This is a genomic window from Cronobacter sakazakii (genome assembly GCF_000982825.1).
Taxonomy (GTDB): domain Bacteria; phylum Pseudomonadota; class Gammaproteobacteria; order Enterobacterales; family Enterobacteriaceae; genus Cronobacter; species Cronobacter sakazakii.
On record NZ_CP011050.1, the window covers coordinates 28572 to 53457 of the forward strand.

General features: G+C 52.1%; 21 protein-coding genes and 6 pseudogenes. 16 read left to right on the forward strand and 11 right to left on the reverse strand.

Annotated features, from left to right (window positions below; all coding sequences use genetic code 11):
• Nucleotides 1-7: 7 nt before the first annotated feature.
• The 4 genes from silA to CSK29544_RS21915 all read left to right on the forward strand — a co-directional run bounded on the left by silA (nt 8) and on the right by CSK29544_RS21915 (nt 6488).
• Complete coding sequence (silA, locus tag CSK29544_RS21900) at nt 8-3154, forward strand: Cu(+)/Ag(+) efflux RND transporter permease subunit SilA (RefSeq protein ID WP_000574021.1); 3147 nt, start codon at nt 8-10, stop codon at nt 3152-3154.
• An 86-nt stretch (nt 3155-3240) separates the two neighbouring features.
• Nucleotides 3241-3681 carry a DUF411 domain-containing protein gene (locus tag CSK29544_RS21905; protein ID WP_023897695.1) on the forward strand — a complete coding sequence of 147 codons (441 nt, stop codon included), beginning with the start codon at nt 3241-3243 and terminating at the stop codon, nt 3679-3681.
• A 97-nt stretch (nt 3682-3778) separates the two neighbouring features.
• Nucleotides 3779-6250 (forward strand): Ag(+)-translocating P-type ATPase SilP, encoded by a 2472-nt coding sequence (gene silP / locus CSK29544_RS21910; RefSeq protein WP_131824107.1) that lies wholly within the window; start codon nt 3779-3781, stop codon nt 6248-6250.
• Nucleotides 6251-6290: 40 nt separating this feature from the next.
• A complete protein-coding gene (locus tag CSK29544_RS21915) occupies nt 6291-6488 on the forward strand; it encodes a DUF2933 domain-containing protein (protein WP_000843497.1) in 198 nt (65 codons plus the stop codon).
• Nucleotides 6489-6521: 33 nt separating this feature from the next.
• Here the strand turns inward: CSK29544_RS21915 and CSK29544_RS21920 are convergent.
• Nucleotides 6522-6890, reverse strand: a pseudogene (locus CSK29544_RS21920) (M23 family metallopeptidase); the annotation flags it as partial.
• Nucleotides 6889-7326 (reverse strand): PcoE/SilE family metal-binding protein, encoded by a 438-nt coding sequence (locus CSK29544_RS21925; protein WP_023897694.1) that lies wholly within the window; start codon nt 7324-7326, stop codon nt 6889-6891. The pseudogene CSK29544_RS21920 and the gene CSK29544_RS21925, both read right to left, overlap by 2 nt.
• 234 nt (nt 7327-7560) lie before the next feature.
• Here CSK29544_RS21925 and pcoA point away from each other — a divergent pair, with 234 nt between their 5' ends.
• From pcoA to pcoE, 7 genes are all read left to right on the forward strand, one after another.
• Nucleotides 7561-9378 carry a multicopper oxidase PcoA gene (gene pcoA / locus CSK29544_RS21930; RefSeq protein WP_000925242.1) on the forward strand — a complete coding sequence of 606 codons (1818 nt, stop codon included), beginning with the start codon at nt 7561-7563 and terminating at the stop codon, nt 9376-9378.
• Between the two features lie 5 nt (nt 9379-9383).
• Nucleotides 9384-10274 (forward strand): copper resistance outer membrane transporter PcoB, encoded by an 891-nt coding sequence (gene pcoB / locus CSK29544_RS21935; protein WP_001378118.1) that lies wholly within the window; start codon nt 9384-9386, stop codon nt 10272-10274.
• A gap of 39 nt (nt 10275-10313) precedes the next feature.
• A complete protein-coding gene (gene pcoC / locus CSK29544_RS21940) occupies nt 10314-10694 on the forward strand; it encodes a copper resistance system metallochaperone PcoC (RefSeq protein WP_000025662.1) in 381 nt (126 codons plus the stop codon).
• 55 nt (nt 10695-10749) lie between these two features.
• A complete protein-coding gene (gene pcoD / locus CSK29544_RS21945; RefSeq protein ID WP_229692861.1) occupies nt 10750-11628 on the forward strand; it encodes a copper resistance inner membrane protein PcoD in 879 nt (292 codons plus the stop codon).
• A gap of 54 nt (nt 11629-11682) precedes the next feature.
• Complete coding sequence (gene pcoR / locus CSK29544_RS21950) at nt 11683-12363, forward strand: copper response regulator transcription factor PcoR (protein WP_001188930.1); 681 nt, start codon at nt 11683-11685, stop codon at nt 12361-12363.
• Entirely contained in the window at nt 12360-13760 is a 1401-nt protein-coding gene (gene pcoS / locus CSK29544_RS21955; protein ID WP_002436614.1) for a copper resistance membrane spanning protein PcoS, read from the forward strand. The genes pcoR and pcoS overlap by 4 nt, the downstream gene beginning before the upstream one ends.
• Before the next feature lie 215 nt (nt 13761-13975).
• A complete protein-coding gene (pcoE, locus tag CSK29544_RS21960) occupies nt 13976-14410 on the forward strand; it encodes a copper resistance system metallochaperone PcoE (RefSeq protein ID WP_004388336.1) in 435 nt (144 codons plus the stop codon).
• A 179-nt stretch (nt 14411-14589) separates the two neighbouring features.
• Here pcoE and CSK29544_RS25050 read toward each other — a convergent pair.
• The 3 genes and pseudogenes from CSK29544_RS25050 to CSK29544_RS25055 all read right to left on the reverse strand — a co-directional run.
• Nucleotides 14590-14752: pseudogene (locus tag CSK29544_RS25050) on the reverse strand (type II toxin-antitoxin system RelE/ParE family toxin).
• 36 nt (nt 14753-14788) lie between these two features.
• Nucleotides 14789-14908: a type II toxin-antitoxin system RelE/ParE family toxin gene (locus CSK29544_RS21965; protein WP_007374422.1), complete on the reverse strand. Its 120-nt coding sequence runs from the start codon at nt 14906-14908 to the stop codon at nt 14789-14791.
• Nucleotides 14874-14996, reverse strand: a pseudogene (locus tag CSK29544_RS25055) (type II toxin-antitoxin system ParD family antitoxin); the annotation flags it as partial. The gene CSK29544_RS21965 and the pseudogene CSK29544_RS25055, both read right to left, overlap by 35 nt.
• Between CSK29544_RS25055 and CSK29544_RS21970 the strand changes: the two are divergent.
• A pseudogene (locus CSK29544_RS21970) lies at nt 14990-15241 on the forward strand (aquaporin); the annotation flags it as partial. The pseudogenes CSK29544_RS25055 and CSK29544_RS21970 sit on opposite strands and share 7 nt — an antisense overlap.
• 49 nt (nt 15242-15290) lie before the next feature.
• Here CSK29544_RS21970 and CSK29544_RS21975 read toward each other — a convergent pair.
• Nucleotides 15291-15788: a GNAT family N-acetyltransferase gene (locus tag CSK29544_RS21975; protein ID WP_029039439.1), complete on the reverse strand. Its 498-nt coding sequence runs from the start codon at nt 15786-15788 to the stop codon at nt 15291-15293.
• Between the two features lie 231 nt (nt 15789-16019).
• Between CSK29544_RS21975 and CSK29544_RS21980 the strand changes: the two are divergent.
• Nucleotides 16020-16373: pseudogene (locus tag CSK29544_RS21980) on the forward strand (ArsA-related P-loop ATPase); the annotation flags it as partial.
• 121 nt (nt 16374-16494) lie between these two features.
• Nucleotides 16495-16924 (forward strand): annotated as a pseudogene (locus CSK29544_RS25060) (GNAT family N-acetyltransferase).
• A gap of 32 nt (nt 16925-16956) precedes the next feature.
• Here the strand turns inward: CSK29544_RS25060 and arsC are convergent.
• The 5 genes from arsC to arsR are packed head-to-tail and all read right to left on the reverse strand — an operon-like array spanning nt 16957 to nt 21265.
• Complete coding sequence (gene arsC / locus CSK29544_RS21990) at nt 16957-17382, reverse strand: glutaredoxin-dependent arsenate reductase (protein WP_007779002.1); 426 nt, start codon at nt 17380-17382, stop codon at nt 16957-16959.
• A gap of 12 nt (nt 17383-17394) precedes the next feature.
• On the reverse strand, nt 17395-18684 hold the full coding sequence (gene arsB / locus CSK29544_RS21995; RefSeq protein WP_007779001.1) for an arsenite efflux transporter membrane subunit ArsB: 1290 nt from the start codon (nt 18682-18684) through the stop codon (nt 17395-17397).
• 47 nt (nt 18685-18731) lie between these two features.
• Nucleotides 18732-20483 carry an arsenite efflux transporter ATPase subunit ArsA gene (gene arsA, locus CSK29544_RS22000; protein ID WP_007871772.1) on the reverse strand — a complete coding sequence of 584 codons (1752 nt, stop codon included), beginning with the start codon at nt 20481-20483 and terminating at the stop codon, nt 18732-18734.
• A gap of 17 nt (nt 20484-20500) precedes the next feature.
• Nucleotides 20501-20863: an arsenite efflux transporter metallochaperone ArsD gene (gene arsD, locus CSK29544_RS23655; protein WP_004206665.1), complete on the reverse strand. Its 363-nt coding sequence runs from the start codon at nt 20861-20863 to the stop codon at nt 20501-20503.
• A 51-nt stretch (nt 20864-20914) separates the two neighbouring features.
• Nucleotides 20915-21265 (reverse strand): As(III)-sensing metalloregulatory transcriptional repressor ArsR, encoded by a 351-nt coding sequence (gene arsR / locus CSK29544_RS22005; RefSeq protein WP_004206664.1) that lies wholly within the window; start codon nt 21263-21265, stop codon nt 20915-20917.
• 339 nt (nt 21266-21604) lie between these two features.
• On the opposite strand from arsR, the gene CSK29544_RS22010 reads away from it, so the two are divergent.
• Entirely contained in the window at nt 21605-22690 is a 1086-nt protein-coding gene (locus tag CSK29544_RS22010; RefSeq protein WP_007889785.1) for a hypothetical protein, read from the forward strand.
• Nucleotides 22691-24886, forward strand: a complete 2196-nt coding sequence (locus tag CSK29544_RS22015) for a KAP family P-loop NTPase fold protein (protein ID WP_007778991.1) — start codon at nt 22691-22693, stop codon at nt 24884-24886.

The window sequence follows — 24886 nt, forward strand, 5'->3', positions numbered from 1 at the left end:
GACGACGATGATTGAATGGATTATCCGGCGCTCTGTCGCCAACCGTTTCCTGGTCATGATGGGCGCACTGTTTCTCAGCATCTGGGGCACATGGACGATAATTAACACGCCGGTCGATGCGCTGCCTGACCTGTCAGATGTGCAGGTCATTATTAAAACCAGCTATCCCGGACAGGCCCCGCAGATTGTAGAAAACCAGGTCACCTATCCGCTTACCACCACCATGCTGTCCGTACCTGGCGCAAAAACCGTGCGTGGCTTTTCACAGTTCGGTGATTCGTATGTGTATGTCATTTTTGAAGACGGCACCGATCTGTACTGGGCCCGTTCGCGCGTGCTGGAATACCTGAATCAGGTTCAGGGCAAACTGCCTGCGGGTGTGAGCTCTGAAATCGGCCCGGACGCCACGGGAGTGGGCTGGATATTTGAATATGCCCTTGTCGATCGCAACGGAAAACACGACCTTTCAGAACTGCGCTCTCTGCAGGACTGGTTCCTGAAATTTGAGCTGAAAACCATCCCGAACGTGGCTGAGGTCGCTTCGGTTGGCGGCGTGGTGAAACAGTACCAGATTCAGGTCAATCCGGTAAAACTGTCCCAGTACGGTATCAGCCTGCCCGAAGTGAAACAGGCACTTGAATCGTCTAACCAGGAGGCCGGTGGCTCATCCGTTGAAATGGCCGAAGCGGAGTATATGGTCCGTGCCAGCGGTTATCTTCAGAGCATTGATGATTTTAATAACATCGTCCTGAAAACAGGTGAGAACGGCGTGCCGGTTTATCTGCGGGATGTTGCCCGCGTGCAGACCGGGCCCGAAATGAGGCGTGGTATTGCCGAGCTGAACGGCCAGGGAGAAGTCGCTGGCGGCGTGGTGATCCTGCGGTCGGGTAAAAATGCGCGCGACGTTATCACGGCAGTGAGGGATAAACTGGAGACGCTGAAGGCCAGCCTGCCGGAAGGCGTTGAAATCGTGACCACCTACGATCGCAGCCAGTTAATCGACCGGGCGATTGATAACCTCAGTTCCAAACTTCTGGAAGAGTTTATCGTGGTGGCCATCGTCTGTGCTCTGTTCCTGTGGCACGTACGTTCTGCCCTGGTGGCGATTATCTCTCTGCCGCTTGGCCTGTGTATCGCCTTTATCGTCATGCACTTCCAGGGACTGAACGCCAATATCATGTCGCTGGGAGGGATAGCGATTGCCGTCGGTGCGATGGTGGATGCCGCCATTGTGATGATTGAAAATGCGCACAAACGGCTTGAGGAGTGGGATCATCAGCATCCGGGTGAGCAGATTGACAACGCCACCCGCTGGAAGGTGATTACCGACGCCTCCGTGGAAGTGGGACCCGCGTTGTTCATTAGCCTGCTGATCATCACCCTGTCCTTTATTCCTATCTTTACCCTGGAAGGGCAGGAAGGTCGTCTGTTTGGCCCGCTGGCATTCACGAAAACGTACTCCATGGCGGGAGCGGCCGCACTGGCCATCATCGTCATTCCTATTCTGATGGGATTCTGGATCCGGGGGAAAATTCCTGCCGAGACAAGTAACCCCCTGAACCGGGTGCTGATCAAAGCGTATCATCCTTTGCTGCTGCGGGTCCTCCACTGGCCAAAAACAACTCTGCTGGTTGCGGCCTTGTCCATTTTCACGGTTATCTGGCCACTGAGTCAGGTGGGCGGTGAATTTCTGCCGAAGATTAACGAGGGCGATCTGCTGTATATGCCGTCGACCTTGCCTGGCGTCTCTCCGGCAGAAGCTGCAGCGCTCCTGCAGACAACAGACAAGTTAATCAAAAGCGTTCCTGAAGTGGCTTCTGTATTTGGCAAGACCGGTAAAGCAGAGACCGCAACGGATTCCGCGCCGCTCGAAATGGTGGAAACCACGATCCAGCTCAAACCTGAGGATCAGTGGCGTCCCGGCATGACAATTGACAAGATTATTGATGAACTCGACAGGACAGTCCGTTTACCGGGTCTGGCAAACCTCTGGGTGCCGCCTATCCGTAACCGTATTGATATGCTCTCAACCGGGATCAAAAGCCCGATAGGTATCAAAGTGTCCGGGACTGTTCTGTCCGATATCGACGCGACGGCGCAGAGTATCGAGGCGGTAGCCAAAACCGTGCCTGGCGTGGTGTCTGTCCTGGCTGAGCGACTTGAGGGCGGGCGCTACATCGATATCGATATCAACCGGGAGAAAGCCTCCCGCTACGGGATGACGGTAGGTGATGTCCAGCTGTTCGTCTCTTCAGCAATCGGAGGTGCTATGGTGGGTGAGACGGTTGAAGGGGTGGCCCGGTACCCTATTAACATTCGCTACCCGCAGGATTACCGGAACAGTCCGCAGGCGCTGAAACAGATGCCGATCCTGACCCCGATGAAGCAGCAGATCACGCTGGGCGATGTCGCGGATATTAACGTCGTTTCTGGACCAACCATGCTGAAAACCGAAAATGCCCGGCCAGCCAGCTGGATTTATGTTGATGCCCGCGGCAGGGACATGGTGTCGGTGGTTAACGACATTAAGACGGCCATCAGCGAGAAAGTGAAACTGAGACCGGGAACCAGTGTGGCATTCTCCGGACAGTTTGAACTGCTTGAGCATGCCAACAAGAAACTGAAGCTGATGGTGCCGATGACGGTGATGATCATTTTCATCCTGTTGTATCTGGCATTCCGCCGGGTTGACGAAGCCCTGCTGATCCTGATGAGCCTGCCGTTCGCCCTGGTTGGCGGAATATGGTTCCTGTACTGGCAGGGCTTCCATATGTCAGTGGCGACCGGAACCGGGTTTATCGCCCTGGCCGGGGTGGCAGCAGAGTTTGGCGTGGTCATGCTGATGTATCTGCGTCATGCCATTGAAGCGCACCCGGAATTGTCCCGTAAAGAGACGTTCACACCGGAAGGTCTTGATGAAGCCCTCTATCATGGTGCCGTACTGCGTGTCCGGCCGAAAGCCATGACCGTGGCGGTGATCATTGCGGGTCTGCTGCCAATACTCTGGGGAACCGGCGCAGGTTCAGAAGTCATGAGCCGTATTGCTGCGCCAATGATTGGTGGGATGATCACGGCTCCGCTGCTGTCCCTGTTCATTATTCCTGCCGCCTACAAATTAATCTGGCTGCGCAGACATAAAAAAAGCGTGTCATAACCCTGAAAGGGCGCCCCCAGTGGGCGTCCTTCTGCACTGATTCACCCTGACGTCAGGGTTTATATCGATAATATACAGAGGTGAGTATGAAAAAAGTGGTTCTAATGGCCCTGGCTCTCGGCCTGTCACTGCCTGCAATGGCGAGTGAAAAAGTCATTGATATGTACAAATCTGAAAACTGTGGCTGTTGTTCCCTGTGGGGCAAAGCGATGGAAAAAGACAGGTTCGAAGTGCGAACTCACGTCATGAATGATCAGGCGCTGTCAGCCCTGAAAGAAAAGCATGCTGTTCCTGCTGGACTACGAAGTTGTCATACCGCGGTTGTAGGTAATTTGATCATTGAAGGCCATGTGCCTGCGGCAACGATACATAAGGCCATGCAGTCTGGTTCGGGTATATACGGTCTCGCCACCCCCGGTATGCCAGCAGGAAGTCCGGGAATGGAGATGGGGGCCCGAAAAGAGGCTTACGATGTTATCGCATTCTCACCGGAGGGCAGTAAAAAAGTCTTCCAGCGAATCGAATAGTCAGCGGAACGGCTGATAACGGGACGCCGGCAGCAGGCACTCTTATGCCGGCGGCATTCGTGGTAATCGCATCCATGACATATCCTGAAGACAGAAAATGCTTCAGATATGCATAAGGAGAGTTACTGTGAAAAATGACAATGCAGTGGAACATAACAACCAGACTGCTTCTGAGCAGACATCATCCCCGGACGAGAGTCACGCATTGCATAAGGTGAGAGATCCCGTGTGCGGGATGGTCATCCTGCCTGACAAGGCGCACAGCAGCATTCGATACCAGGACCATCAGCTTTATTTCTGCTCCGCCAGCTGTGAGAGCAAATTTAAAGCCCATCCCGATCATTATTTTACCGAAGATGCCAGTGAACATCACCATCACCACGACCACCATGAAGTCAGCCCTGATAAGATAAAACAGTCTCACCGCCAGGCGGAGAAAGAGATTTCTGAAGGTGTGTGGACATGTCCGATGCATCCGGAGATACGCCGTAGTAGTCCCGGAAGCTGTCCTGTCTGTGGAATGGCACTGGAGCCGCTCGTAGCTACGGCATCCACGGGGACGAGTGATGAACTTCGCGACATGACAAGACGCTTCTGGCTGGGGTTGTTGCTGGCGTTTCCGGTTCTGATACTCGAAATGGGTTCTCATCTGTTTCCCGCTTTGAGGAATACAGTACCGCCACAGTACAACACATGGCTGCAGTTACTTCTGGCCTCTCCTGTCGTTTTGTGGTGTGGCTGGCCATTCTTCGCCCGGGCCGGAATGTCGTTACGTAACCGCTCCCTGAATATGTTTACCCTTGTTGCAATGGGGACCGGCGTAGCCTGGGTTTACAGCGTCATTGCAACCGTCTTCCCCTCCTGGTTTCCTGCATCGTTCAGAAACATGGATGGCCTGGTGGCCATTTATTTTGAAGCCGCAGCTGTTATTACGGTGCTTGTTCTGCTGGGACAGGTCCTTGAATTGCGGGCAAGGGAACAAACCTCAGGTGCCATTACTGCGCTTCTTAACCTTGCCCCCAAAACCGCCAGGCGGCTGGATCAAGACGGTCATGAAACGGATATTAATGCGGAAGATGTCCTGCCTGGCGATAAGCTCCGCATCAGACCTGGAGAGAGTATTCCGGTCGACGGTATCGTGGTCGAAGGCAAAACAACCGTTGATGAATCGATGGTGACCGGGGAATCTATGCCTGTTACCAAAACGGAGGGTGACCCTGTCATCGGGGGGACCATTAATCAGACAGGTAGTCTTATCATCCGTGCAGAGAAAGTCGGTGATGAAACGATGCTCTCACGAATTGTTCAGATGGTCGCTGATGCACAGCGTTCGCGGGCCCCCATCCAGAGAATGGCTGACAGCGTTTCAGGCTGGTTTGTTCCTCTGGTGATACTTATCGCGGTTGTTGCTTTCATGATCTGGTCTGTCTGGGGGCCCGAGCCCAGGATGGCGCACGGTCTCATTGCGGCTGTGTCGGTCCTGATTATTGCCTGTCCCTGCGCGCTGGGGCTGGCCACGCCGATGTCGATAATGGTGGGGGTGGGCAAAGGAGCCCAGGCCGGGGTGTTAATCAAGAATGCCGAAGCCCTTGAGCGTCTTGAAAAAGTGGACACGCTGGTTGTCGACAAAACAGGCACGCTCACGGAAGGTTCGCCGACGGTGACAGGGATTATCAGTCTCAATCCGGGTGGGGAAACATCTCTTTTGCGTGTAACGGCCGCAGTGGAAAAAGGCTCGCAGCATCCGCTGGGTATGGCAGTAGTTAAAGCAGCACAGGAAAAGGGGATCGCAATACCCGCAGTCACTCATTTCAATGCGCCGTCGGGTAAAGGTGTCTCAGGCGATGTCGAAGGTCAACGGGTTGTTATTGGTAATGAACTGGCTATGCAGGAAAACAGTATCGTTATTGATAATCAAAAGGCCGTTGCGGATACGTTGCGGATGGAAGGCGCTACCGTTATCTATGTGGCCACAGACGGGCACCTTGCAGGCCTGATAGCTATCTCGGATCCCGTGAAAGCAACCACGCCGGATGCGCTTAAAGCTTTGCGTCAGGCGGGGATCCGCATCGTTATGCTCACCGGGGATAACCAGCTTACCGCTGAAGCAGTCGCACGGAAACTGGGAATAGATGAGGTTGAAGCCGGGATTCTGCCGGATGGCAAAAAAGCAGTGATAACCCGACTGAAAGCGTCTGGCCATGTGGTTGCGATGGCCGGAGACGGTGTGAATGATGCCCCGGCGCTGGCAGCGGCTGACGTGGGTATAGCCATGGGAACGGGTACAGATGTGGCAATTGAAAGTGCCGGAGTCACCCTTCTCAAAGGCGACTTGATGATACTGAACAGGGCCCGTCATCTGTCAGAAATCACCATGAAAAATATCCGACAGAATCTGTTTTTTGCATTTATCTACAACGCACTTGGCGTGCCTGTGGCTGCAGGTCTGCTTTATCCTGTGTATGGAATACTGCTGTCGCCAGTTATTGCGGCGGCGGCCATGGCTCTTTCCTCCGTCAGCGTCATTGTGAATGCGTTGCGTCTGAAAAGTGTCAGGCTCGGGAAATAACACTGAGTGAAGGGGCTGTTACGAACAGAAGGAGTCCAGTATGAAAAGTACCACCTATGCGCTTATTGCTGTCGCCGCGATCGCGGCATTTGCCCTCCTGCGCGAACACTGGTCACATGTGGCAGGTTACTGGCCATATCTGTTATTGCTGGTCTGCCCGCTAATGCATCTTTTCCACGGCCACGGAGGGCATGGAGATCATCAACATCAAGGAAGTGAAAACGATAAAAAAAATTAATCCGGCAGACGGGGCCGCGTCGCGGCCCCGTTATCAGTCCAGGTATCGTTCGTAGTCTCTGGCATGCGCAAAGGCATGCTGTTCAAGTTTGTTATCAGCGGGTGCCGCTGCCCGGAACGCCAGTGAGTTAACAGGATTGTTATTGATGACCAGCTCGTAATGCAGATGAGGACCGGATGAACGTCCGCTGTTACCGGATAACGCAATAGCGTCTCCCCGGGTAACCCTGGCCCCTTTAGTAACGAGTATTTTATTGAGGTGGAGATAGCGAGTTTTAACACCGGCTTTTCCCGTTACTTCAACAAAATATCCCATGGTACTGTTGTATTCGGCCCGGGTGATTTTTCCGTCGATGACGCTGACTATTTTCGTGTTCATGGGCATGGAATAATCAATGCCATTACAGCCCGCGAAGCTTTCTTGCCTGCGTCTGATGTGCTTCCGCACCGGCATTATTGACCTGCTCATGCACGAGAGCGGCTTTTTCTCCGGCATTCAGTTCGTTAAAAGAAGAAGACGAGGTCTTTGAATTTGCATCACTGCCGGACAGCATTTTTTTATGTTCCTCAATCATTTTCTGATGCGCATAGGACGCGCTGTTGTTCATAAATGAATGAGCAACAATGGCCCTTTCATGTTCATTCATTTCAGAGAATGAGGGCGTGTTGTTTTTATTAACCCTGTCCGGTAAGTTTTCATGCGTCGAGGAGTTCACATGACTGACGGCTGAGGCATTATTAACAAATCGATGTGCTTCATGGGCAATATCACTGGACTGAGCAAAAGCTGCCCCACAAAATAAAGCTGTAAACGCAGTGGTCGTGATTAATATATTCATGTGTAATTACCTTCTGAGGTACATAAAAGATGTCCTTATGATCATATATAAAAATAATCAACCTGTGGGGAAGATGACGTAAATGTAATACAGCTATGTACATTACACGATTGTAATGAATTTGTTTCTTAAGGTGTGCTAGATTCATTTCATTGTAAGTGGATGAACCAGTAATTTAATTTAAATCGGTTCTCGAATTCTGTCAGTAACCATACTTTAAATAAGGGAATGCGCATGCTGTTGAAAACGTCTCGACGAACTTTCCTGAAGGGGTTAACCCTCTCTGGCGTAGCCGGAAGTCTTGGCGTATGGAGTTTCAATGCGCGTTCCAGTCTGAGCCTGCCAGTTGCCGCATCCCTGCAGGGTACTCAGTTTGACCTGACCATTGGTGAAACGGCCGTCAATATCACGGGCAGTGAGCGTCAGGCCAAAACAATCAATGGAGGCCTGCCGGGGCCCGTTCTTCGCTGGAAAGAAGGTGACACCATTACCCTGAAGGTCAAAAACCGTCTTAATGAACAGACGTCCATTCACTGGCACGGCATTATTCTTCCGGCCAATATGGATGGTGTTCCGGGGCTGAGTTTTATGGGCATAGAGCCTGATGATACCTACGTTTACACCTTTAAGGTTAAGCAGAACGGGACTTACTGGTACCACAGCCATTCCGGTCTGCAGGAACAGGAGGGGGTATACGGTGCCATTATCATCGATGCCAGGGAGCCAGAACCGTTTGCTTACGATCGTGAGCATGTGGTCATGTTGTCTGACTGGACCGATGAAAATCCTCACAGCCTGCTGAAAAAATTAAAAAAACAGTCGGATTACTACAATTTCAATAAACCAACCGTTGGCTCTTTTTTCCGCGACGTGAATACCAGGGGGCTGTCAGCCACCATTGCCGATCGGAAAATGTGGGCTGAAATGAAAATGAATCCGACTGACCTCGCGGATGTCAGTGGCTACACCTACACCTATCTCATGAACGGGCAGGCCCCGCTGAAAAACTGGACCGGACTGTTCCGTCCCGGTGAAAAGATACGCTTACGGTTTATCAACGGCTCGGCAATGACCTATTTCGATATCCGTATCCCCGGGCTGAAAATGACGGTCGTGGCTGCAGATGGCCAGTATGTAAACCCGGTTACCGTTGACGAATTCAGGATTGCCGTTGCCGAAACCTATGATGTCATTGTGGAGCCTCAGGGTGAGGCCTATACCATCTTCGCACAATCCATGGACAGGACCGGTTACGCTCGAGGGACACTGGCCACGAGAGAGGGGTTAAGTGCTGCCGTTCCCCCCCTCGATCCCCGTCCTCTGTTGACCATGGAAGATATGGGTATGGGGGGAATGGGACATGATATGGCAGGAATGGACCACAGCCAGATGGGAGGCATGGATAACAGCGGAGAGATGATGTCTATGGACGGTGCTGACCTTCCGGATAGCGGGACATCCTCCGCGCCCATGGATCACAGCAGCATGGCCGGTATGGATCATTCCCGGATGGCCGGAATGCCGGGTATGCAAAGTCATCCTGCGTCAGAAACGGATAACCCACTGGTTGATATGCAGGCGATGAGCGTCTCTCCGAAATTAAATGATCCGGGTATTGGTCTTCGAAATAACGGAAGAAAGGTTCTCACGTACGCGGATTTGAAAAGCCGCTTTGAGGATCCTGACGGACGTGAACCTGGCCGTACCATAGAACTGCATTTAACCGGCCACATGGAAAAGTTTGCCTGGTCATTTAACGGAATCAAGTTTTCAGATGCCGCACCGGTGCTGCTGAAATACGGTGAGCGGCTCAGGATCACGCTGATCAACGATACCATGATGACTCACCCCATTCACCTGCATGGTATGTGGAGCGATCTGGAAGATGAAAACGGTAATTTCATGGTTCGTAAACACACAATAGATGTTCCCCCTGGTACAAAACGCAGTTACAGAGTGACAGCAGATGCGCTTGGCCGCTGGGCGTATCACTGCCATTTGCTCTATCACATGGAAATGGGAATGTTTCGTGAAGTCCGGGTGGAGGAATGATGCGAATGAAGAGAAATTTGAAGGCCATACCTGTTCTGGTCGCCGGTTTGTTTACCTCACAGCTTTCTATTGCGGCGGGCTCCGTCTCTGCAGATCCCCACGCCGGGCACGACATGTCTGCCATGCAGATGCCAGCAGATGAGAATTTCACTGAGATGACGTCAATGGAGCCCATTGTAACTGAGAGCAGAACGCCAATTCCGCCTGTTACCGATGCCGACCGGAAGGCTGCATTCGGCAATTTACAGGGGCATGCGATTCACGACAGTGCGATTAATTATCTGGTTCTGCTGGATCAACTGGAATGGCAACGGTCGGATAACACCAACAATTTCAGCTGGAGTGTTAACAGCTGGATTGGAGGCGACACAGATCGGATTTGGCTAAAGAGTGAAGGTGAACGAAGCAATGGGGAAACGGAGGCGGCTGAAGCGCAGTTACTCTGGGGACATGCGGTTGGCCCATGGTGGGATTTGGTTGCGGGTGTCAGGCAGGATTTCAGACCTGCTTCTGCCCGGACCTGGGCTGCTGTCGGTTTTCAGGGGCTGGCACTCTATAATTTTGAGTCTGAAATTACGGGTTTTGTCAGTAATGGCGGAAAAGCAGCCCTTCGTCTGGGAGGAGAATACGACGTTTTACTGACTAACCGGCTCATACTCCAGCCATCCTATGAGGTGAATTTCTACAGTCAGGATGATGAATCGCGGGGTCGCGGCAGGGGACTGACTGACACAGAGCTGGGGCTCCGGCTGCGCTATGAAATACGCCGTGAGTTTGCACCCTATATAGGCGTTTCCTGGAATCAACTTTACGGGAAAACATCCGATATGGCGAAAAGAGAAGGTGAGAAAGACCATCAGGTAGTATTCCTGGCGGGAGCCAGAATCTGGTTTTAACGCACTGATATAAAACACTCAACTAAACAGGTAAATAAAATGTCGATTTTAAATAAAGCCATTCTTACAGGTGGCCTCGTTATGGGCGTTGCTTTCTCTGCTATGGCCCATCCGGAATTAAAAAGCTCTGTGCCACAGGCTGATTCAGCCGTAGCGGCCCCGGAAAAGATTCAGCTTAATTTCTCGGAAAATCTGACCGTGAAATTCTCAGGTGCAAAATTAACGATGACGGGTATGAAAGGCATGTCATCACATTCTCCGATGCCGGTCGCGGCAAAAGTGGCGCCAGGCGCTGACCCTAAATCGATGGTCATTATTCCGCGAGAGCCTTTACCCGCTGGCACTTATCGTGTTGACTGGCGCGCGGTTTCTTCAGATACGCACCCTATTACCGGTAATTACACCTTTACAGTGAAGTAATATTATGAACGACCTGATTATGATTGTTATTCGTTTTCTTCTTTATCTGGATTTGATGGTAATATTTGGATTGCCATTTTTTCAGATATATGGAATAAGCGGTGTCAGACATGAAACCTATAACCTGACTAATTTCAGGTCGTTTATAACCTTTGCTGTTGTTACAGGCATCATTCTTACTGGCATTAATATGCTCCTGGTATCTAATGCCATGAGTGGAGTAACTGACCTCAGAGAATTATCCATCCATGTTATCGAGATGGTGATAGAAGAAACTGATGTGGGTATTAGCTGGATTGTCAGGCTCTGTGCCCTGTTTACCACACTCGGTGCTTTGTTCCTTTACACTAATAAGAGAGTATTGTCCTGCCTGCTGATGACGATGAGTGGAGGCGTGGCGCTGGCTACACTTGCCTGGGGAGGACACGCCGTTATGCATGACGGTCTGCATTACTATCTCCATTTACTGAGCGATCTGACCCATCTCGGCGCTGCAGGTGCCTGGACAGGTGCTCTGGTTGCATTTGCTATCCTGCTGATGCGCAGAAACGAGCATAATGCACAGAGCGTCATTGTGATATCTGACTCCCTGGCAAAATTTGCCACGGCAGGAACGGTGATTGTTGTAGCCCTGATCCTGAGTGCGCTGGTCAACTATCTGTATATTGCTGAGGGTAACTTAACTCCCTTATTCAACAGTTCCTGGGGGAGGATATTGCTTGCCAAGACGGCTCTGTTTGTTCTGATGCTTCTTCTGGCTGCAGCAAACCGGTTTCACCTGGGTCCCCGGCTTGAAGTTATGGTCAGGGAAGGGAATTATGATCGCAGCGTTGCCCTGATGCGAAACAGCATCCTGACAGAATTCGTTGTTGCGATTATCATTCTGGGCGCCGTAGCGTGGCTCGGAATGCTTGCTCCGTCTCAGGTCAGCTAGGGGACAGCCAAAGCTCATGCGTGAGATTTTTACTTTCATATCAGCGAGTTGACCATGCAGCGTATTTTAATCGTTGAAGACGAACAAAAAACAGGTCGTTACCTGCAGCAGGGACTGGTTGAGGAAGGCTATCAGGCCGATCTCTTTAATAATGGCCGCGATGGTCTCGGGGCCGCGTCGAAGGGACAGTATGATTTGATAATACTGGACGTGATGCTGCCTTTCCTCGACGGGTGGCAAATCATCAGCGCACTGAGGGAGTCCGGGCACGAAGAACCGGTCCTGTTTTTAACCGCAAAGGACAACGTGCGGGACAAAGTGAAAGGACTGGAGCTTGGCGCAGATGACTACCTGATTAAGCCCTTTGATTTTACGGAGCTGGTTGCACGTGTAAGAACCCTACTGCGCCGGGCACGCTCGCAGGCCGCAACAGTCTGCACCATCGCCGATATGACCGTTGATATGGTGCGCCGGACCGTGATCCGTTCGGGGAAGAAGATCCATCTCACCGGTAAAGAATACGTTCTGCTTGAGTTGCTGCTGCAACGCACCGGAGAAGTGTTACCCAGGAGTCTTATCTCGTCCCTGGTCTGGAACATGAATTTTGACAGTGATACGAATGTGATTGATGTCGCCGTGAGACGTCTGAGAAGTAAAATTGATGATGACTTTGAGCCAAAACTGATCCATACCGTTCGCGGTGCCGGATATGTCCTGGAGATCAGAGAAGAGTGAGGTTCAAAATTTCCCTGACCACACGCCTGAGCCTGATTTTTTCTGCGGTGATGCTTACGGTATGGTGGTTATCAAGTTTTATCCTGATTAGCACCCTTAATGGCTATTTCGATAATCAGGACCGCGATTTTCTGACAGGTAAACTTCAGCTCACCGAAGAGTTTCTTAAAACAGAGACGTTCAGGAACAAAACGGATATTAAGTCATTATCAGAAAAAATAAACGATGCGATGGTGGGGCACAATGGCTTATTCATTTCTATAAAAAACATGGAAAATGAAAAAATTGTTGAACTCTATGCCAAAAATTCTGTTGTTCCAGCGGTCCTGCTTAATAAGTCGGGTGATATTCTCGACTATATGATCCAGACGGAAGAAAATAACACCGTGTACCGCAGTATCTCGCGGCGGGTTGCCGTGACGCCGGAACAGGGTAAAAGCAAACATGTCATCATTACGGTTGCCACGGATACTGGGTATCACACCCTGTTTATGGACAAACTCAGTACCTGGCTGTTCTGGTTCAATATCGGTCTGGTCTTTATTTCTGTTTTTCTGGGCTGGCTGACCACACGTATTGGTCTGAAACCGCTACGGGAAATGACCAGTCTGGCTTCCTCCATGACCGTACACAGCCTGGATCAGCGTCTAAATCCCGATCTGGCTCCGCCGGAAATCTCTGAGACCATGCAGGAGTTCAATAATATGTTTGATCGCCTGGAGGGGGCATTCCGGAAACTGTCAGATTTCTCGTCTGACATCGCGCATGAGCTGCGCACACCAGTCAGTAATCTGATGATGCAGACGCAGTTTGCACTGGCTAAGGAAAGGGATGTTTCGCATTACCGCGAAATTTTATTCGCTAACCTGGAAGAACTGAAAAGGTTGTCACGAATGACCAGTGACATGCTTTTTCTGGCACGTTCAGAGCATGGTCTGCTGCGGCTGGATAAACATGATGTGGATCTGGCAGCCGAACTGAATGAATTACGTGAGTTGTTCGAGCCCCTGGCAGACGAAACAGGAAAGACAATCACGGTTGAAGGAGAGGGCGTTGTTGCCGGAGACAGCGATATGCTCCGACGTGCTTTCAGTAACCTGCTTTCCAATGCAATCAAGTATTCTCCCGATAACACCTGTACAGCGATACACCTTGAGCGTGACAGTGACTGTGTGAACGTGATGATTACGAATACGATGTCCGGCCAGGTTCCCGCTAATCTGGAACGTTTGTTTGACCGGTTCTATCGCGCAGACTCATCAAGGTTCTACAACACGGAAGGCGCGGGGCTGGGATTATCAATTACAAGGTCGATCATTCATGCTCACGGCGGCGAGCTGTCAGCAGAACAGCAGGGGCGGGAAATTGTGTTCAGTGTGCGTCTGTTAATGGATTAATACCGTTATTCAGGAGAAACCCGGAAGGTGACAAAAATGTCATCGTTCAGTCACGCGATAAACAGAGGCGGTTTTTTATAATCAGCCATAAATCAGGACAGCGTGATAATTCAATCGCCCGGTTCCTGGCGTGATGATCAACCAGCCCTGAGATCAAATGCTTTCTCTGTTATAAGCATTGATTGTTCGGGTATGAAAACACCGGAGACCCAACCATGAAAAAGATCCTTGTATCCTTTATTGCCATGATGGCTGTCGCTTCATCTGCCTGGGCTGCAGAGACAATGAACATGCATGACCAGGTAAATAATGCCCAGGCGCCTGCCCATCAGATGCAATCATCCGCTGAAAAAAGTGCAGTTCAGGGGGAGAGCATGAAAATGATGGATATGAGCGGTCACGATCAGGCCGCAATGTCCCATGAAATGATGCAAAACGGCAATTCTGCTGCCCATCAGGACATGGCTGAAATGCATAAAAAAATGATGAAATCCAAGCCAGCAGCTTCTAACGAAACAGCAAAATCATTTTCCGAAATGAACGAGCATGAGAAAGCCGCTGTTGTGCATGAGAAGGCGAATAATGGTCAATCTTCCGTTATTCATCAGCAGCAGGCGGAAAAGCATCGCAGCCAGATCACCCAGAATTAACCCGCAGCTCCACTTGTCAGACCCTCATTTGACGCCGAAGTCACTGGCTTACGCTCCCGTCCGGGAGCGTTTTTTTTATAAGCGAAATGAATAATAATGAAAGAGTCCATACACAATGTTTTTTTTGGTCATGTCGACCTCACAATTAACTTATATTGTTTGAGAATCCTGTTCCCCGGTCATCTCCAGGGTGCATGTCGCGCCGTATCCTGAGACTGGCTGAGAATACGAATGACCGTAACCATAGAATGTGATGATACAAAATAGATCGTATGCCGGTTCTACCGGCAGTGTGCAGATATCGTCTCCCAGCTCTGCACAATGCGTGCCGATATCATGCATGGCCAGCACATCAAATACTGCAGCTATACGACCGATCTATGCATCCGCCTGAACAACCCCGATCTGTCTGAAGCTGTAGTCCCAGATGGCCTCCAGATCCTCTTCTGCTTTGGGTGTCAGCTCAATCTCTTTCATTTGCCACCCTGGCCCTGACATTCCTCAGGAATGCATTCTTGTTCCATGGTTTCGCCTCGCCGCTGCTGATCCCTTCGGCCAGCAGATCGCGCAGTTCCTGAAGTCTGGATTATGAGCATCCTCACGACCAGAAACCCCGCGATTATCAGCATTGCTGTTTTTCTTGATGCTTTTATTGGCGGGCCGCTGACGGGGGCAAGCATGAACCCGGCCCGTAGCTTCGGGCCGGCATTGGCCATGGGATACTGGGATAATCAGTGGCTGTACTGGGCCGCTCCGCTGTCTGGCGGGCTTGCAGCTGTTGCGTGCTGCCAGCTGTTTATGCCGCAACTGAAGTCACCCTCACCGGAATAAAGTCCCTTCCAGGACAGAATGCCTCTGATGAACAGAGGCATTCTTTTTTTCAGCAACCCACTGTCCGGCTACGCCTTTCCAGAATGAGAACATCTCTCCATTTTCCGTTCATTTCACCCACTTTTTCCCGGCAGCCGACTTCCCTGAATCCCTGGCTGCGATGTAAAGCAACACTGGCCTGGTTTTCCGGAAAGATGCCAGCAAGTAGCGTCCAGAAACCCGCATCTTCCGAGCCCTTTATCAGCCCGGAGAGCAAAGCCCTGCCTGCGCCTTTTCCCTGAAAATGAGTACTGACATAAATGCTCAGCTCTGCGACACCGCGGTATGCATGCCGGCGGGAAAAAGGAGATAGCGCAGCCCATCCCACCACTCTGTTATCAACAGTGGCGACGTAGCGGCAGTCCTGAAGATGCCCTTCATTCCATTCCAGCCACTCAGGTGCTGCGGTCTGAAAGGTGGCGTTCCTTGTTGCAATTCCTTCCTGATAAATTTCCCTGACTGCACACCAGTCCTCTTCGTGCATTTTTCTAATGATGATCTCTGCCATTTCTCTGTACCGTATGTTTGCTGTATTCATAGGCAGTCAGAAAACGAGCCTGCCTGGGCTTCCCGGCGGCGGGACATAATGCGCCCGTCAGCAAAGGATGAAGGTCATTTCATTTTTAGCGGGAATCGGTTTCTACTGTGACGGATTCATATGCATTTTTCCATATATATTGTGACGTACCTCATTTCTGAGAGGTATAAACACCGATCATGTTTTCTCCATGCCGCGTAAATGGTGCGCCAGATGGGGCAGGCTCACGATCACGTGATAACGCCAATGATGCAGCTGCAGGATCCGGAGAAGACCAGAGTCATTATCGTGACGCTTGCCGAAACCACGCCGGTACTGGAAGCGGCCGGGCTGCAGCAGGACTTACGCCGGGCCGGGATTGAACCCTGGGCGTGGGTCATCAATAACAGCCTCGCGGCCGCGAAGCCGTCCTCCCCGTTCCTGGTCACCCGTGCCCGTCGCGAACTGCCGCTGATCGACGACGTTGCCGGGCATTATGCACAGCGCATTGCCCTGACGCCACTGCTGAAGGACGACCCGGTAGGCGTGGACCTGCTGGCTGAAATGGCGGGCTGACAGGTGGGACGACGCCCCACCTCCACTTAAAACATTTCCTTATACAGGTCATAAGATGAAGCGCTTAATCTGCCGTCGCGAATTCCGGTAGTGTGTCAGTCAACGTCACAGGAGTTATACAATGCACATTATCAATGCTGAAGAGCAGCACATTCCCGCCATACGCCGCTTTTACGCCCATCATGTCCTGCACGGCACAGGCAGCTTCGAGACGGCCCCCCCCGAACACGCAGGAAATGCTTGCCCGGGTGAAAAACGTTCAGTCACGTGGATTTCCCTGGTATATCGCCCTGCAGGGGGGGGGAAAAGCCTTACTCGATCATGCCTTAACATGGGCCCGGTCTCAGGGATACCGCCAGATGATAGCGGTTGTGGGGGACTGTGCGAACGTCGCGTCTGTAGCGCTGCATCTTCGCTCCGGATTTACTGAAATCGGCACGCTGAAGGACATCGGTTTCAAGCATGGCCGCTGGCTGGACACGGTGTTGCTGCAGTGTCAGCTGGGAAAAGGGAGCTGTACGCTGCCGGACAGTCCGGTACCCGGACGCTGAGGCAGGAGAAAGGGGGCATCGCCCCCTTTCGGTTATTTCAGCCGTTTCCCTGCCTCATCTACTACTTTCTCGCCGTCTTCCTTAGCAAATGCGCCTTTTTGCGCATCCGGAAGAATATCCAGTACCACTTCGGAAGGGCGGCACAGACGCGTTCCCAACGGTGTCACCACAATCGGACGGTTAATCAGGATCGGATGCTGAAGCATAAAATCGATTAACTGATCGTCAGTAAACTTATCTTCCGCAAGCCCCAGTTCTTCATAAGGCTCGACGTTTTTGCGCAGCAAAGCCCGGACTGAAATGCCCATATCTGCAATGAGTTTGACCAGCTCATCGCGTGACGGTGGATTTTCAAGGTAATGAATAACGGTCGGTTCATTACCACTGTTGCGGATCATCTCCAGCGTATTACGCGACGTGCCGCAGGCCGGGTTGTGATAAATGGTGATGTTGCTCATATCAGTATCTCATTACAAAGTGAAAGAGAGACGTAACGCCAGCGCTGCCAGCGTTACAAACAGCACAGGCAGAGTCATAACGATCCCGGTGCGGAAATAGTATCCCCAGGTGATGGTCATATTCTTCTGTGAAAGGACATGCAGCCAGAGCAGCGTTGCCAGGCTACCAATAGGTGTAATTTTAGGTCCCAGATCGCAGCCAATCACGTTGGCGTAGATCATCGCTTCTTTGATAACGCCTGTTGCGGTGCTTCCATCGATAGAAAGAGCGCCAACCAGCACGGTAGGCATGTTGTTCATGATGGAAGACAGGAAGGCCGTCAGGAAGCCAGTACCCAGCGTCGCAGCCCAGAGTCCTTTATCCGCCAGTACATTCAGCACACCTGAAAGGTATTCGGTTAGCCCGGCGTTGCGCAGACCGTAGACCACCAGGTACATCCCCAATGAGAAGATGACGATCTGCCATGGCGCGCCGCGCAGCACTTTGCCAGTGTTAATGGCATGGCCTCGTTTAGCTACTGCAAACAGGATCACAGCGCCAACAGCCGCAATCGCGCTAACGGGAATACCGAGCGGCTCAAGGACAAAGAACCCAACCAGCAGAAGTATTAAAACTATCCAGCCGGTTCTGAAGGTTGCCAGATCTTTAATCGCTTTTGCCGGTGCTTTCAGAAGAGACAGGTCGTAAGTCGGTGGGATATTCTTGCGGAAGAACAGATGCAGCATAACCAGCGTGGCAACAATGGCTGCAATATCCACCGGCACCATTACCGACGCATACTCGGTGAAGCCCAGTCCAAAGAAGTCTGCAGAAACGATGTTAACCAGGTTGGACACGATAAGCGGCAGGCTGGATGTATCGGCAATAAACCCGGCAGCCATGACGAATGCCAGTGTCGTGCCTTTGCTGAACCCTAATGCCAGCAGCATGGCGATGACTATCGGCGTCAGAATAAGTGCCGCACCATCGTTGGCAAACAGTGCCGCCACCGCTGCACCAAGCAGAACGATATACGTAAAGAGCAAACGGCCACGACCGTTACCCCAGCGCGAAACATGCAATGCCGCCCATTCGAAAAAGCCGGACTCATCAAGCAGCAGGCTGATAATAATTACGGCAATAAAGGTCGCCGTCGCGTTCCAGACGATATTCCACACCACCGGAATATCGCCCACATGCACAACGCCAGATATCAGAGCCAGTCCCGCGCCCAGCATTGCACTCCAGCCGATCCCTAATCCCTTTGGTTGCCAGATAACCAAAACAATGGTCAGGACAAAAATAGCGCCTGCCAGTAACATAAAACCTCCTGACAGGGCGACTTTGTCGCCCTGTATATGTCAAAAAATTAGCTCATCAACTCTCTGAGCTTTTCAATACCGGCGGGCTCTGACGCCAGCACCGGAACAAGCGCTATACGGTCAGCATGCTGATCCTTAACAGCCTCAATCTGAGGCAATTCCTGATGAGCACGCTGACAAAGCAACGGAGAACGCGTATCCGCAATGGAAAGGCTGTTATTGATAATCCAGCCCCACGGATGAATCCCCGCTCTTTCAAGGTCAGCCTGCAGGTTTGCCGCTTCCAGGACCGGTGTGGTTTCAGGAAGCGTAACCAGCAGAACTTTGGTTCTATCCGGGTCCTGAAGCTGCATCATGGGGGTAGTAAAATGACCTTTACTCCCCATTTTTTTGGCAATCTCTCGGTGGTAAGCCCCGGTCGCATCCAGCAACAGCAGCGTGTGTCCGGTAGGGGCGGTATCCATGACAACAAAGCGCTTACCCGCTTCACGAATTACACGGGAGAAGGCCTGAAACACGGCAATTTCTTCTGTACAGGGAGAGCGTAAATCCTCTTCCAGTAACCGTTTCCCTGCTTCGTCCAGATCTCTTCCCTTCGTCTCAAGAACATGCTGGCGATAGCGTTCGGTTTCATCGTGAGAGTTGATGCGGCTGACCTGCAGGTTTTTGAGGCTGCCGTTCAGCGTTGTACTCAGGTGCGCAGCAGGATCAGAGGTCGTGAGATGCACGTCAAATCCCATGTCTGCCAGCCTGACGGCGATGGCAGCAGCCATCGTGGTTTTCCCTACACCACCTTTGCCCATCAGCATAATCAGGCCGTGTTCACTGCGAGCGATATCATCGACCAGGCCAGAGAGAGATAAGTTTTCAGGCGTGTACAGGATATTCGTTACCGGGAGCGGTAATGCCTCAGAACGGGTATCCAGCAGTCCCTTCAATGCTGAAACACCAACCATATTGACTGGCTGGAGTAACAGGGTATCTGTCGGTAGCTCAGATAAACCGGCAGGAAGATTTGCCAGTGCCTCCTGCTCACGTTGCCATATCGCCGCGGCCAGGGCGTCATGTTCAGCTTCGGCTTCAGGCAGCACACCATTAATCACAAGATATTGATTTTTCAGGCCAATCTCAGCCAGTTCCTCATGAGTGCGGGCGACTTCCTGCAGCGTAGAATTTTGCAGTCGTGCAACCAGAACCAGGCGGGTACGTTCAGGATCGGACAAAGCCTCTACCGCATGAGCATACTGCTCACGCTGCTTTTCCAGCCCGGCCATTGGGCCAAGACAGGAAGCACCATCTGGATTACTTTCAATGAAGCTACTCCAGGCACCGGGAAGCTGGAGCAGACGAATCGTGTGGCCCGTCGGCGCTGTATCAAAAATGATGTGATCAAAGCGGGTCAGCAGGGAAGCGTCTGTTAGTAAGCCCGTGAATTCATCGAACGCAGCAATCTCAGTCGTACAGGCTCCTGAAAGCTGCTCGCTGATACTGTTAACAACGTCATCAGGCAAAAGACCTTTGATAGGATCAACGATTCTGGCCCGATATTGCCGGGCGGCTTCCTGCGGGTCAATCTCCAGTGCGGAAATTGCAGGAACTGCTGTCACAGGGCGAATCGTGTTACCGATAGCCTGATCGAATACCTGACCGACATTGGAGGCCGGGTCGGTACTGACCAGCAAAACCCGCTTACCCTGTTCGGCAAGGCGGATAGCCGTCGCGCAGGAAATGGAAGTTTTTCCTACACCTCCCTTGCCAGTAAAAAACAGGTAAGGCGGGATATTCTGTAAGAATTTCATATGTCCTCCTGACATATTCAGCAACAGGAAGTATTACCACCACAGCAACTGGTGGGAGCTAACCCTACCTTCTCCAGCGGAATACCGAACCAGCGAGCCAGCTCAGCGCGTTTTGGGTATCGCCCAGCCATCACCGTTTCGCCGTCCAGCAACAGCAGCGGAAGCCCTTCTGCGCCGGATGCGTCGAGGAAGGATTTCGCTTTCTCATTGTGAACAAAGCTCATGGGCTGCTGCGCCAGGTTGTAACGTTCAACCTGTACACCACGTTCTTTCAGCCACTGCACATCAGCAGAAAAATCAACCAGAACCTGATCGACATCTGAACCACATACACCGGTACTGCAGCACATTGCCGGGTCAAACACCGTTAACGTCTTCATTCTGAATACCTCATACATTCGAAAAAACACATATGTTCAGGCAAATTTTTTTTAGATGCAAACAGCCTTACCGCTACCAGAGCAGTTTGCCGATGCCAGCTTACGGGCGATGGCCTGTACGTCGTCCTGTTGGCTTAACCAGGCCTGCTCAATCACCTGAGCAGCCCAGGAAGGAATATGCGGGGATAAGCGATAATGAACCCATTTCCCCTGCTTGCGATCCAGCAATAGACCGCTTTCCCGGAGCATTGCCAGATGACGGGAAATCTTGGGCTGGGACTCATCCAACGCCGTGCAGAAATCGCAGACGCACAGTTCTCCCATCTCCCTGAGCAGCAGGACAATACCCAGACGGGTTTCATCGGACAGGTTTTTGAAAAGCTTAAGGGCTGTAAGGGTCATTATTCCTCCTGTTCGGTTGCGTAAAGCATACGCCCGGAGACAAAAAAAACAACCATACATTCGGAAAATCGAATGTGTGAAAGTGTCAGATGACGCTGTCACGCTGGTATACGTCCGTTACTTTCCGGGGAAAATACATGTGTGTTACAGAGATCCGACTTTACCTTTTTTCGGATCTCAGCAGGAAAAATCAATAGCCGGTGTGATGAAAGATAATGTCTCAAAGCATGCAGAACTCTTCGCCGCATCACACAATGCTTAAAAATAAGCTTATAATAAATACATAAGCAAGCTAAGTGCTATGATAGCATCAATTATCTTTTCTATATGGAGTCTCCCATGCTGAGCCAGCTGAACCTGCGTTTTCCCAAAAAACTGATCGAGAGCCTCAAGTCCCGTGCGTCCGCCGAGGCCACGTCCGTTAATGCCCTTGCGGGCCGCTTCATCGAGGAGAAGCTCATGTCTGCGGCGCCGGGCGACGATTCGCTGGCGCTGAACGCCGATCCTGCCGGCACACGTGAATCGCTCTACAGGAAAATCGTCCGCGGCGAGTTCTTCGGACGCCAGACCCTCAGACATGCAGAGCTGCGCTGGCTCTTTGACCATGCTCACCGGGCCTGCCTGTACGGCAGCGGCTACGTGAGCTGGCCGGTCATTGAGGCTCTCATGAACATCACCTTTGACGCGCTGCTTTATGCCGAAGCGCATAAGATTGAGGTGGACACCTTTTACATCAACCGGACCTTCGATTTTCCGGGGAAGAACTACCCGGAAGAAACGCAGCGCTTTATGGCCGTCATGCCCCGACATGTGGATCCCTCCTGGGCAGAGTACCTGCTTCGCCCGCTCTCCTCCGGGGCGCTTGAGCTGCAGAACTTTCCCGATGAGGCTCTGGCGCAGATTTGCAGCCCTGACCGGCTCCGGCTGATATTTCCGCTGGTCGTGAAGGCGCAGGCCCTGGATGAACAGGAGATGAAGGCCTGGGTGGCCGCGACCGGACTGGTCACTGAGGATCTGAATCTGACGGCTGAGGTCGGTGATATCCGTCTGCATGTTCAGGTAAGCGGTAACCGCGCGCCACAGCTGCCCGGCAGGGAGTGGGAGGCGCCCACTTTTGGTCTTATTGTGTCGGCAGGGTGCGTGGTGACGGCGATGGGCTGGGAGGTGTTCAGCGCACTGGTTCGCCAGCTGCAGGCACGGGCGGCGCAACCGGTGCTGCACGGCTGGCACAGCCGGGATAAGCACGTGTCGGTGTATATTCCGCGCGCGGAAGGCACTGATGTCATCCTCGGTCTGAGCGGCATCCATATCTCGATGACGGCCGACAACTATCTGGCGCTGGAAACGGCATTTCTGGCCGAAGTGAACGCGCCGGCCGCTGCCCCTGTGCTGGCAGAGCTGCGCGCCCTGTACGGGGATTTATAAATGGCTGCCGGAACAGAACTTTCACGTGCCGGTTTTGAGGGGCCGGTTATAAAAGCTGAAGATGACCGCTATGGTTTTTCAGCCATTGCGGACGGGCTGGCCCGGAGCATTTGCGAACTGGATGAAAATATCAGCACCGTTATCGGTATCGAGGGCAAATGGGGATCAGGGAAAACGAGTCTCCTTAACCTGCTGACTGCCCGGCTCAGACAGAAGGCTCCGGCTGCTACCGAAATCGTGCCGTTTTCACCGTGGCTTATTTCTCCGGACGAGAGTCCGGTAACGTCGTTGTTGCTGACCATTGCGGGCAGGCTGGCGAAGTATGAAACCGCGGCTCAGGCGGATATACGTAACGTGACGACGGTAACCGGTACGCTGGTTAACTATGCGCAGCAGACCTCCCGCAGGCTTGCCCCGGTTGCTCGTCTGGCCGGTAAATTAGGCGTGCCCGGATTGGGGATTGCCGCCGATGTGATGGAGACGCTGGGAGAGACAGACCTGCAACAACGGCAGAAAACGGCAGCAGAACTGCGCGCAGAGCTTGAAAATAAAATCACAGGCCTTGGGATCAGTTTTATCATCGTTATTGACGATCTGGACAGACTGGAGCCCGCCCAGGCGGTCGAAATATTACGTATGGTTCGTTCAGTGGCTGATTTCTCCAGGTTTCGCTATGTCATGTGTTATGACAGGGAGGTGCTGGCACATGCTGTTGAACACGGGCTGGGGGTACCGGACGGACGGCTTTATCTGCAGAAAATAATCCCGCTGTCATTTGCTCTTCCCCGACCGGAGAGCTTTACCCTGCGTCGGCAGTTTCGTGAAAGCGCCCTCCTAATATGGCGCGAGGTCAGCGGGCGTGAGCCTGATGCACACAGTGAGCGGTTGCTGGCGCTATTTGTCGAGGTCTACGGAGAGCGGCTTTCCACCCCACGGGAAGTAAACCATGCACTCAATGCCATACGTTTCCGGTACCACGGACTGCGGGATTATGTGTATTTTCCTGATTTGTGTCTTCTGCAGCTTATTAATACCGTAAATCCTGAGTTTGCCGCCTGGACTGAAGATTACCTGACCGCGTGGTCAGTGGTTGTCAGTCGTGACGGTTCGGTTGGGGAGGAAGAGACGAAGGTACTGACCGACAGGCTTTTCACCGCACTGGAGAAGTTCGGAGCATCCAGGGCCGCTTCTCCGTGGGAACTGCTTACGTGGCTGCCAGGCATTACCGGATTTGACAGAGAGCACCTGCGGATGTTTGAAAGCCAGCGTCCGGCCGAGGCGGAGCAGGCCACAAATCAGCGCCGGCTGGGGAGCAGTACCTACTGGCGCTATTATTTTTCATTTTCAGCTCCTCAGAACGTGATGTCTGACGCCGATATTCAGCAGATTATTGAGCTTGCGGCCAGTGATTATTCTGCGCTGGAAGCACGCCTTTTGGATAGCGTTACGGATAACGGCATATCCTCCCGAACCTGGTTTGAGCATATCCTGACGCGCCTCACTCCTGGGCTCACAGAAAATTCAGGTGACATGGTTCAGCGCAATCTTCTGACGTTCTTTTTCCGCTGTAGCGATCGCATCCTGCCCTTTTATCGTGAAAGAAATCTTTTTTTTCGTCAGGAAGACATCGGTATCGACTCACTCGTCACGCAGCTGATACAACAGCTGATGTCAGGGAGACGCAGGGAGACGGTACGTTTTATTTCCCGTCTTTTCCGTAAGGCAGAAGCCTTTGCATGGGCCGCATTATATCTGCGTGATTTTCTGCGGAAGCACAGCGCACAAGGCACGAATAAGACAGAACCTTTTACTGCCGAGGAGGCAGAGCAGCTACGCCTGGCGTTAACTACACGGCTTAAAGAAACGCGGATCCGGAAAGAACTGTCACAAGTTCCTTACCTGTCAATTTTCCTGTCAGCATGGGCCGAGCTTGCGGGCGATGAAGTTGTCAGAGAGTGGGCCTGCGAAATCAGTCTGACCGACAGGGCTTTTCTGCAGATGTTGCTTAACCTCAGAACGCCTGTCAGCAGCAGCAACCGGGGTCAGTACCTGAAGCTTAACCTTGATCATGTGAGCCGTTTTTTAGGTGTGCCTGTGCGGGAAAGATTACGCGACATAAAAGCGCAGCAAATACCGGCTTTATCCGGAATGACAGCAGCAATTGAGGATGCCATCCGGATGAATGAGGAACACTGA

Coding starts and splice junctions, on each gene's coding strand:
- silA (WP_000574021.1), top strand. CDS start 8: ATGATTGAATGGATTATCCGGCGCTCTGTCGCCAACCGTTTCCTGGTC.
- CSK29544_RS21905 (WP_023897695.1), top strand. CDS start 3,241: ATGAAAAAAGTGGTTCTAATGGCCCTGGCTCTCGGCCTGTCACTGCCT.
- silP (WP_131824107.1), top strand. CDS start 3,779: ATGCTTCAGATATGCATAAGGAGAGTTACTGTGAAAAATGACAATGCA.
- CSK29544_RS21915 (WP_000843497.1), top strand. CDS start 6,291: ATGAAAAGTACCACCTATGCGCTTATTGCTGTCGCCGCGATCGCGGCA.
- CSK29544_RS21925 (WP_023897694.1), bottom strand. CDS start 7,326: ATGAATATATTAATCACGACCACTGCGTTTACAGCTTTATTTTGTGGG.
- pcoA (WP_000925242.1), top strand. CDS start 7,561: ATGCTGTTGAAAACGTCTCGACGAACTTTCCTGAAGGGGTTAACCCTC.
- pcoB (WP_001378118.1), top strand. CDS start 9,384: ATGAAGAGAAATTTGAAGGCCATACCTGTTCTGGTCGCCGGTTTGTTT.
- pcoC (WP_000025662.1), top strand. CDS start 10,314: ATGTCGATTTTAAATAAAGCCATTCTTACAGGTGGCCTCGTTATGGGC.
- pcoD (WP_229692861.1), top strand. CDS start 10,750: ATGGTAATATTTGGATTGCCATTTTTTCAGATATATGGAATAAGCGGT.
- pcoR (WP_001188930.1), top strand. CDS start 11,683: ATGCAGCGTATTTTAATCGTTGAAGACGAACAAAAAACAGGTCGTTAC.
- pcoE (WP_004388336.1), top strand. CDS start 13,976: ATGAAAAAGATCCTTGTATCCTTTATTGCCATGATGGCTGTCGCTTCA.
- CSK29544_RS21965 (WP_007374422.1), bottom strand. CDS start 14,908: ATGTCAGGGCCAGGGTGGCAAATGAAAGAGATTGAGCTGACACCCAAA.
- CSK29544_RS21975 (WP_029039439.1), bottom strand. CDS start 15,788: ATGGCAGAGATCATCATTAGAAAAATGCACGAAGAGGACTGGTGTGCA.
- arsC (WP_007779002.1), bottom strand. CDS start 17,382: ATGAGCAACATCACCATTTATCACAACCCGGCCTGCGGCACGTCGCGT.
- arsB (WP_007779001.1), bottom strand. CDS start 18,684: ATGTTACTGGCAGGCGCTATTTTTGTCCTGACCATTGTTTTGGTTATC.
- arsA (WP_007871772.1), bottom strand. CDS start 20,483: ATGAAATTCTTACAGAATATCCCGCCTTACCTGTTTTTTACTGGCAAG.
- arsD (WP_004206665.1), bottom strand. CDS start 20,863: ATGAAGACGTTAACGGTGTTTGACCCGGCAATGTGCTGCAGTACCGGT.
- arsR (WP_004206664.1), bottom strand. CDS start 21,265: ATGACCCTTACAGCCCTTAAGCTTTTCAAAAACCTGTCCGATGAAACC.
- CSK29544_RS22010 (WP_007889785.1), top strand. CDS start 21,605: ATGCTGAGCCAGCTGAACCTGCGTTTTCCCAAAAAACTGATCGAGAGC.
- CSK29544_RS22015 (WP_007778991.1), top strand. CDS start 22,691: ATGGCTGCCGGAACAGAACTTTCACGTGCCGGTTTTGAGGGGCCGGTT.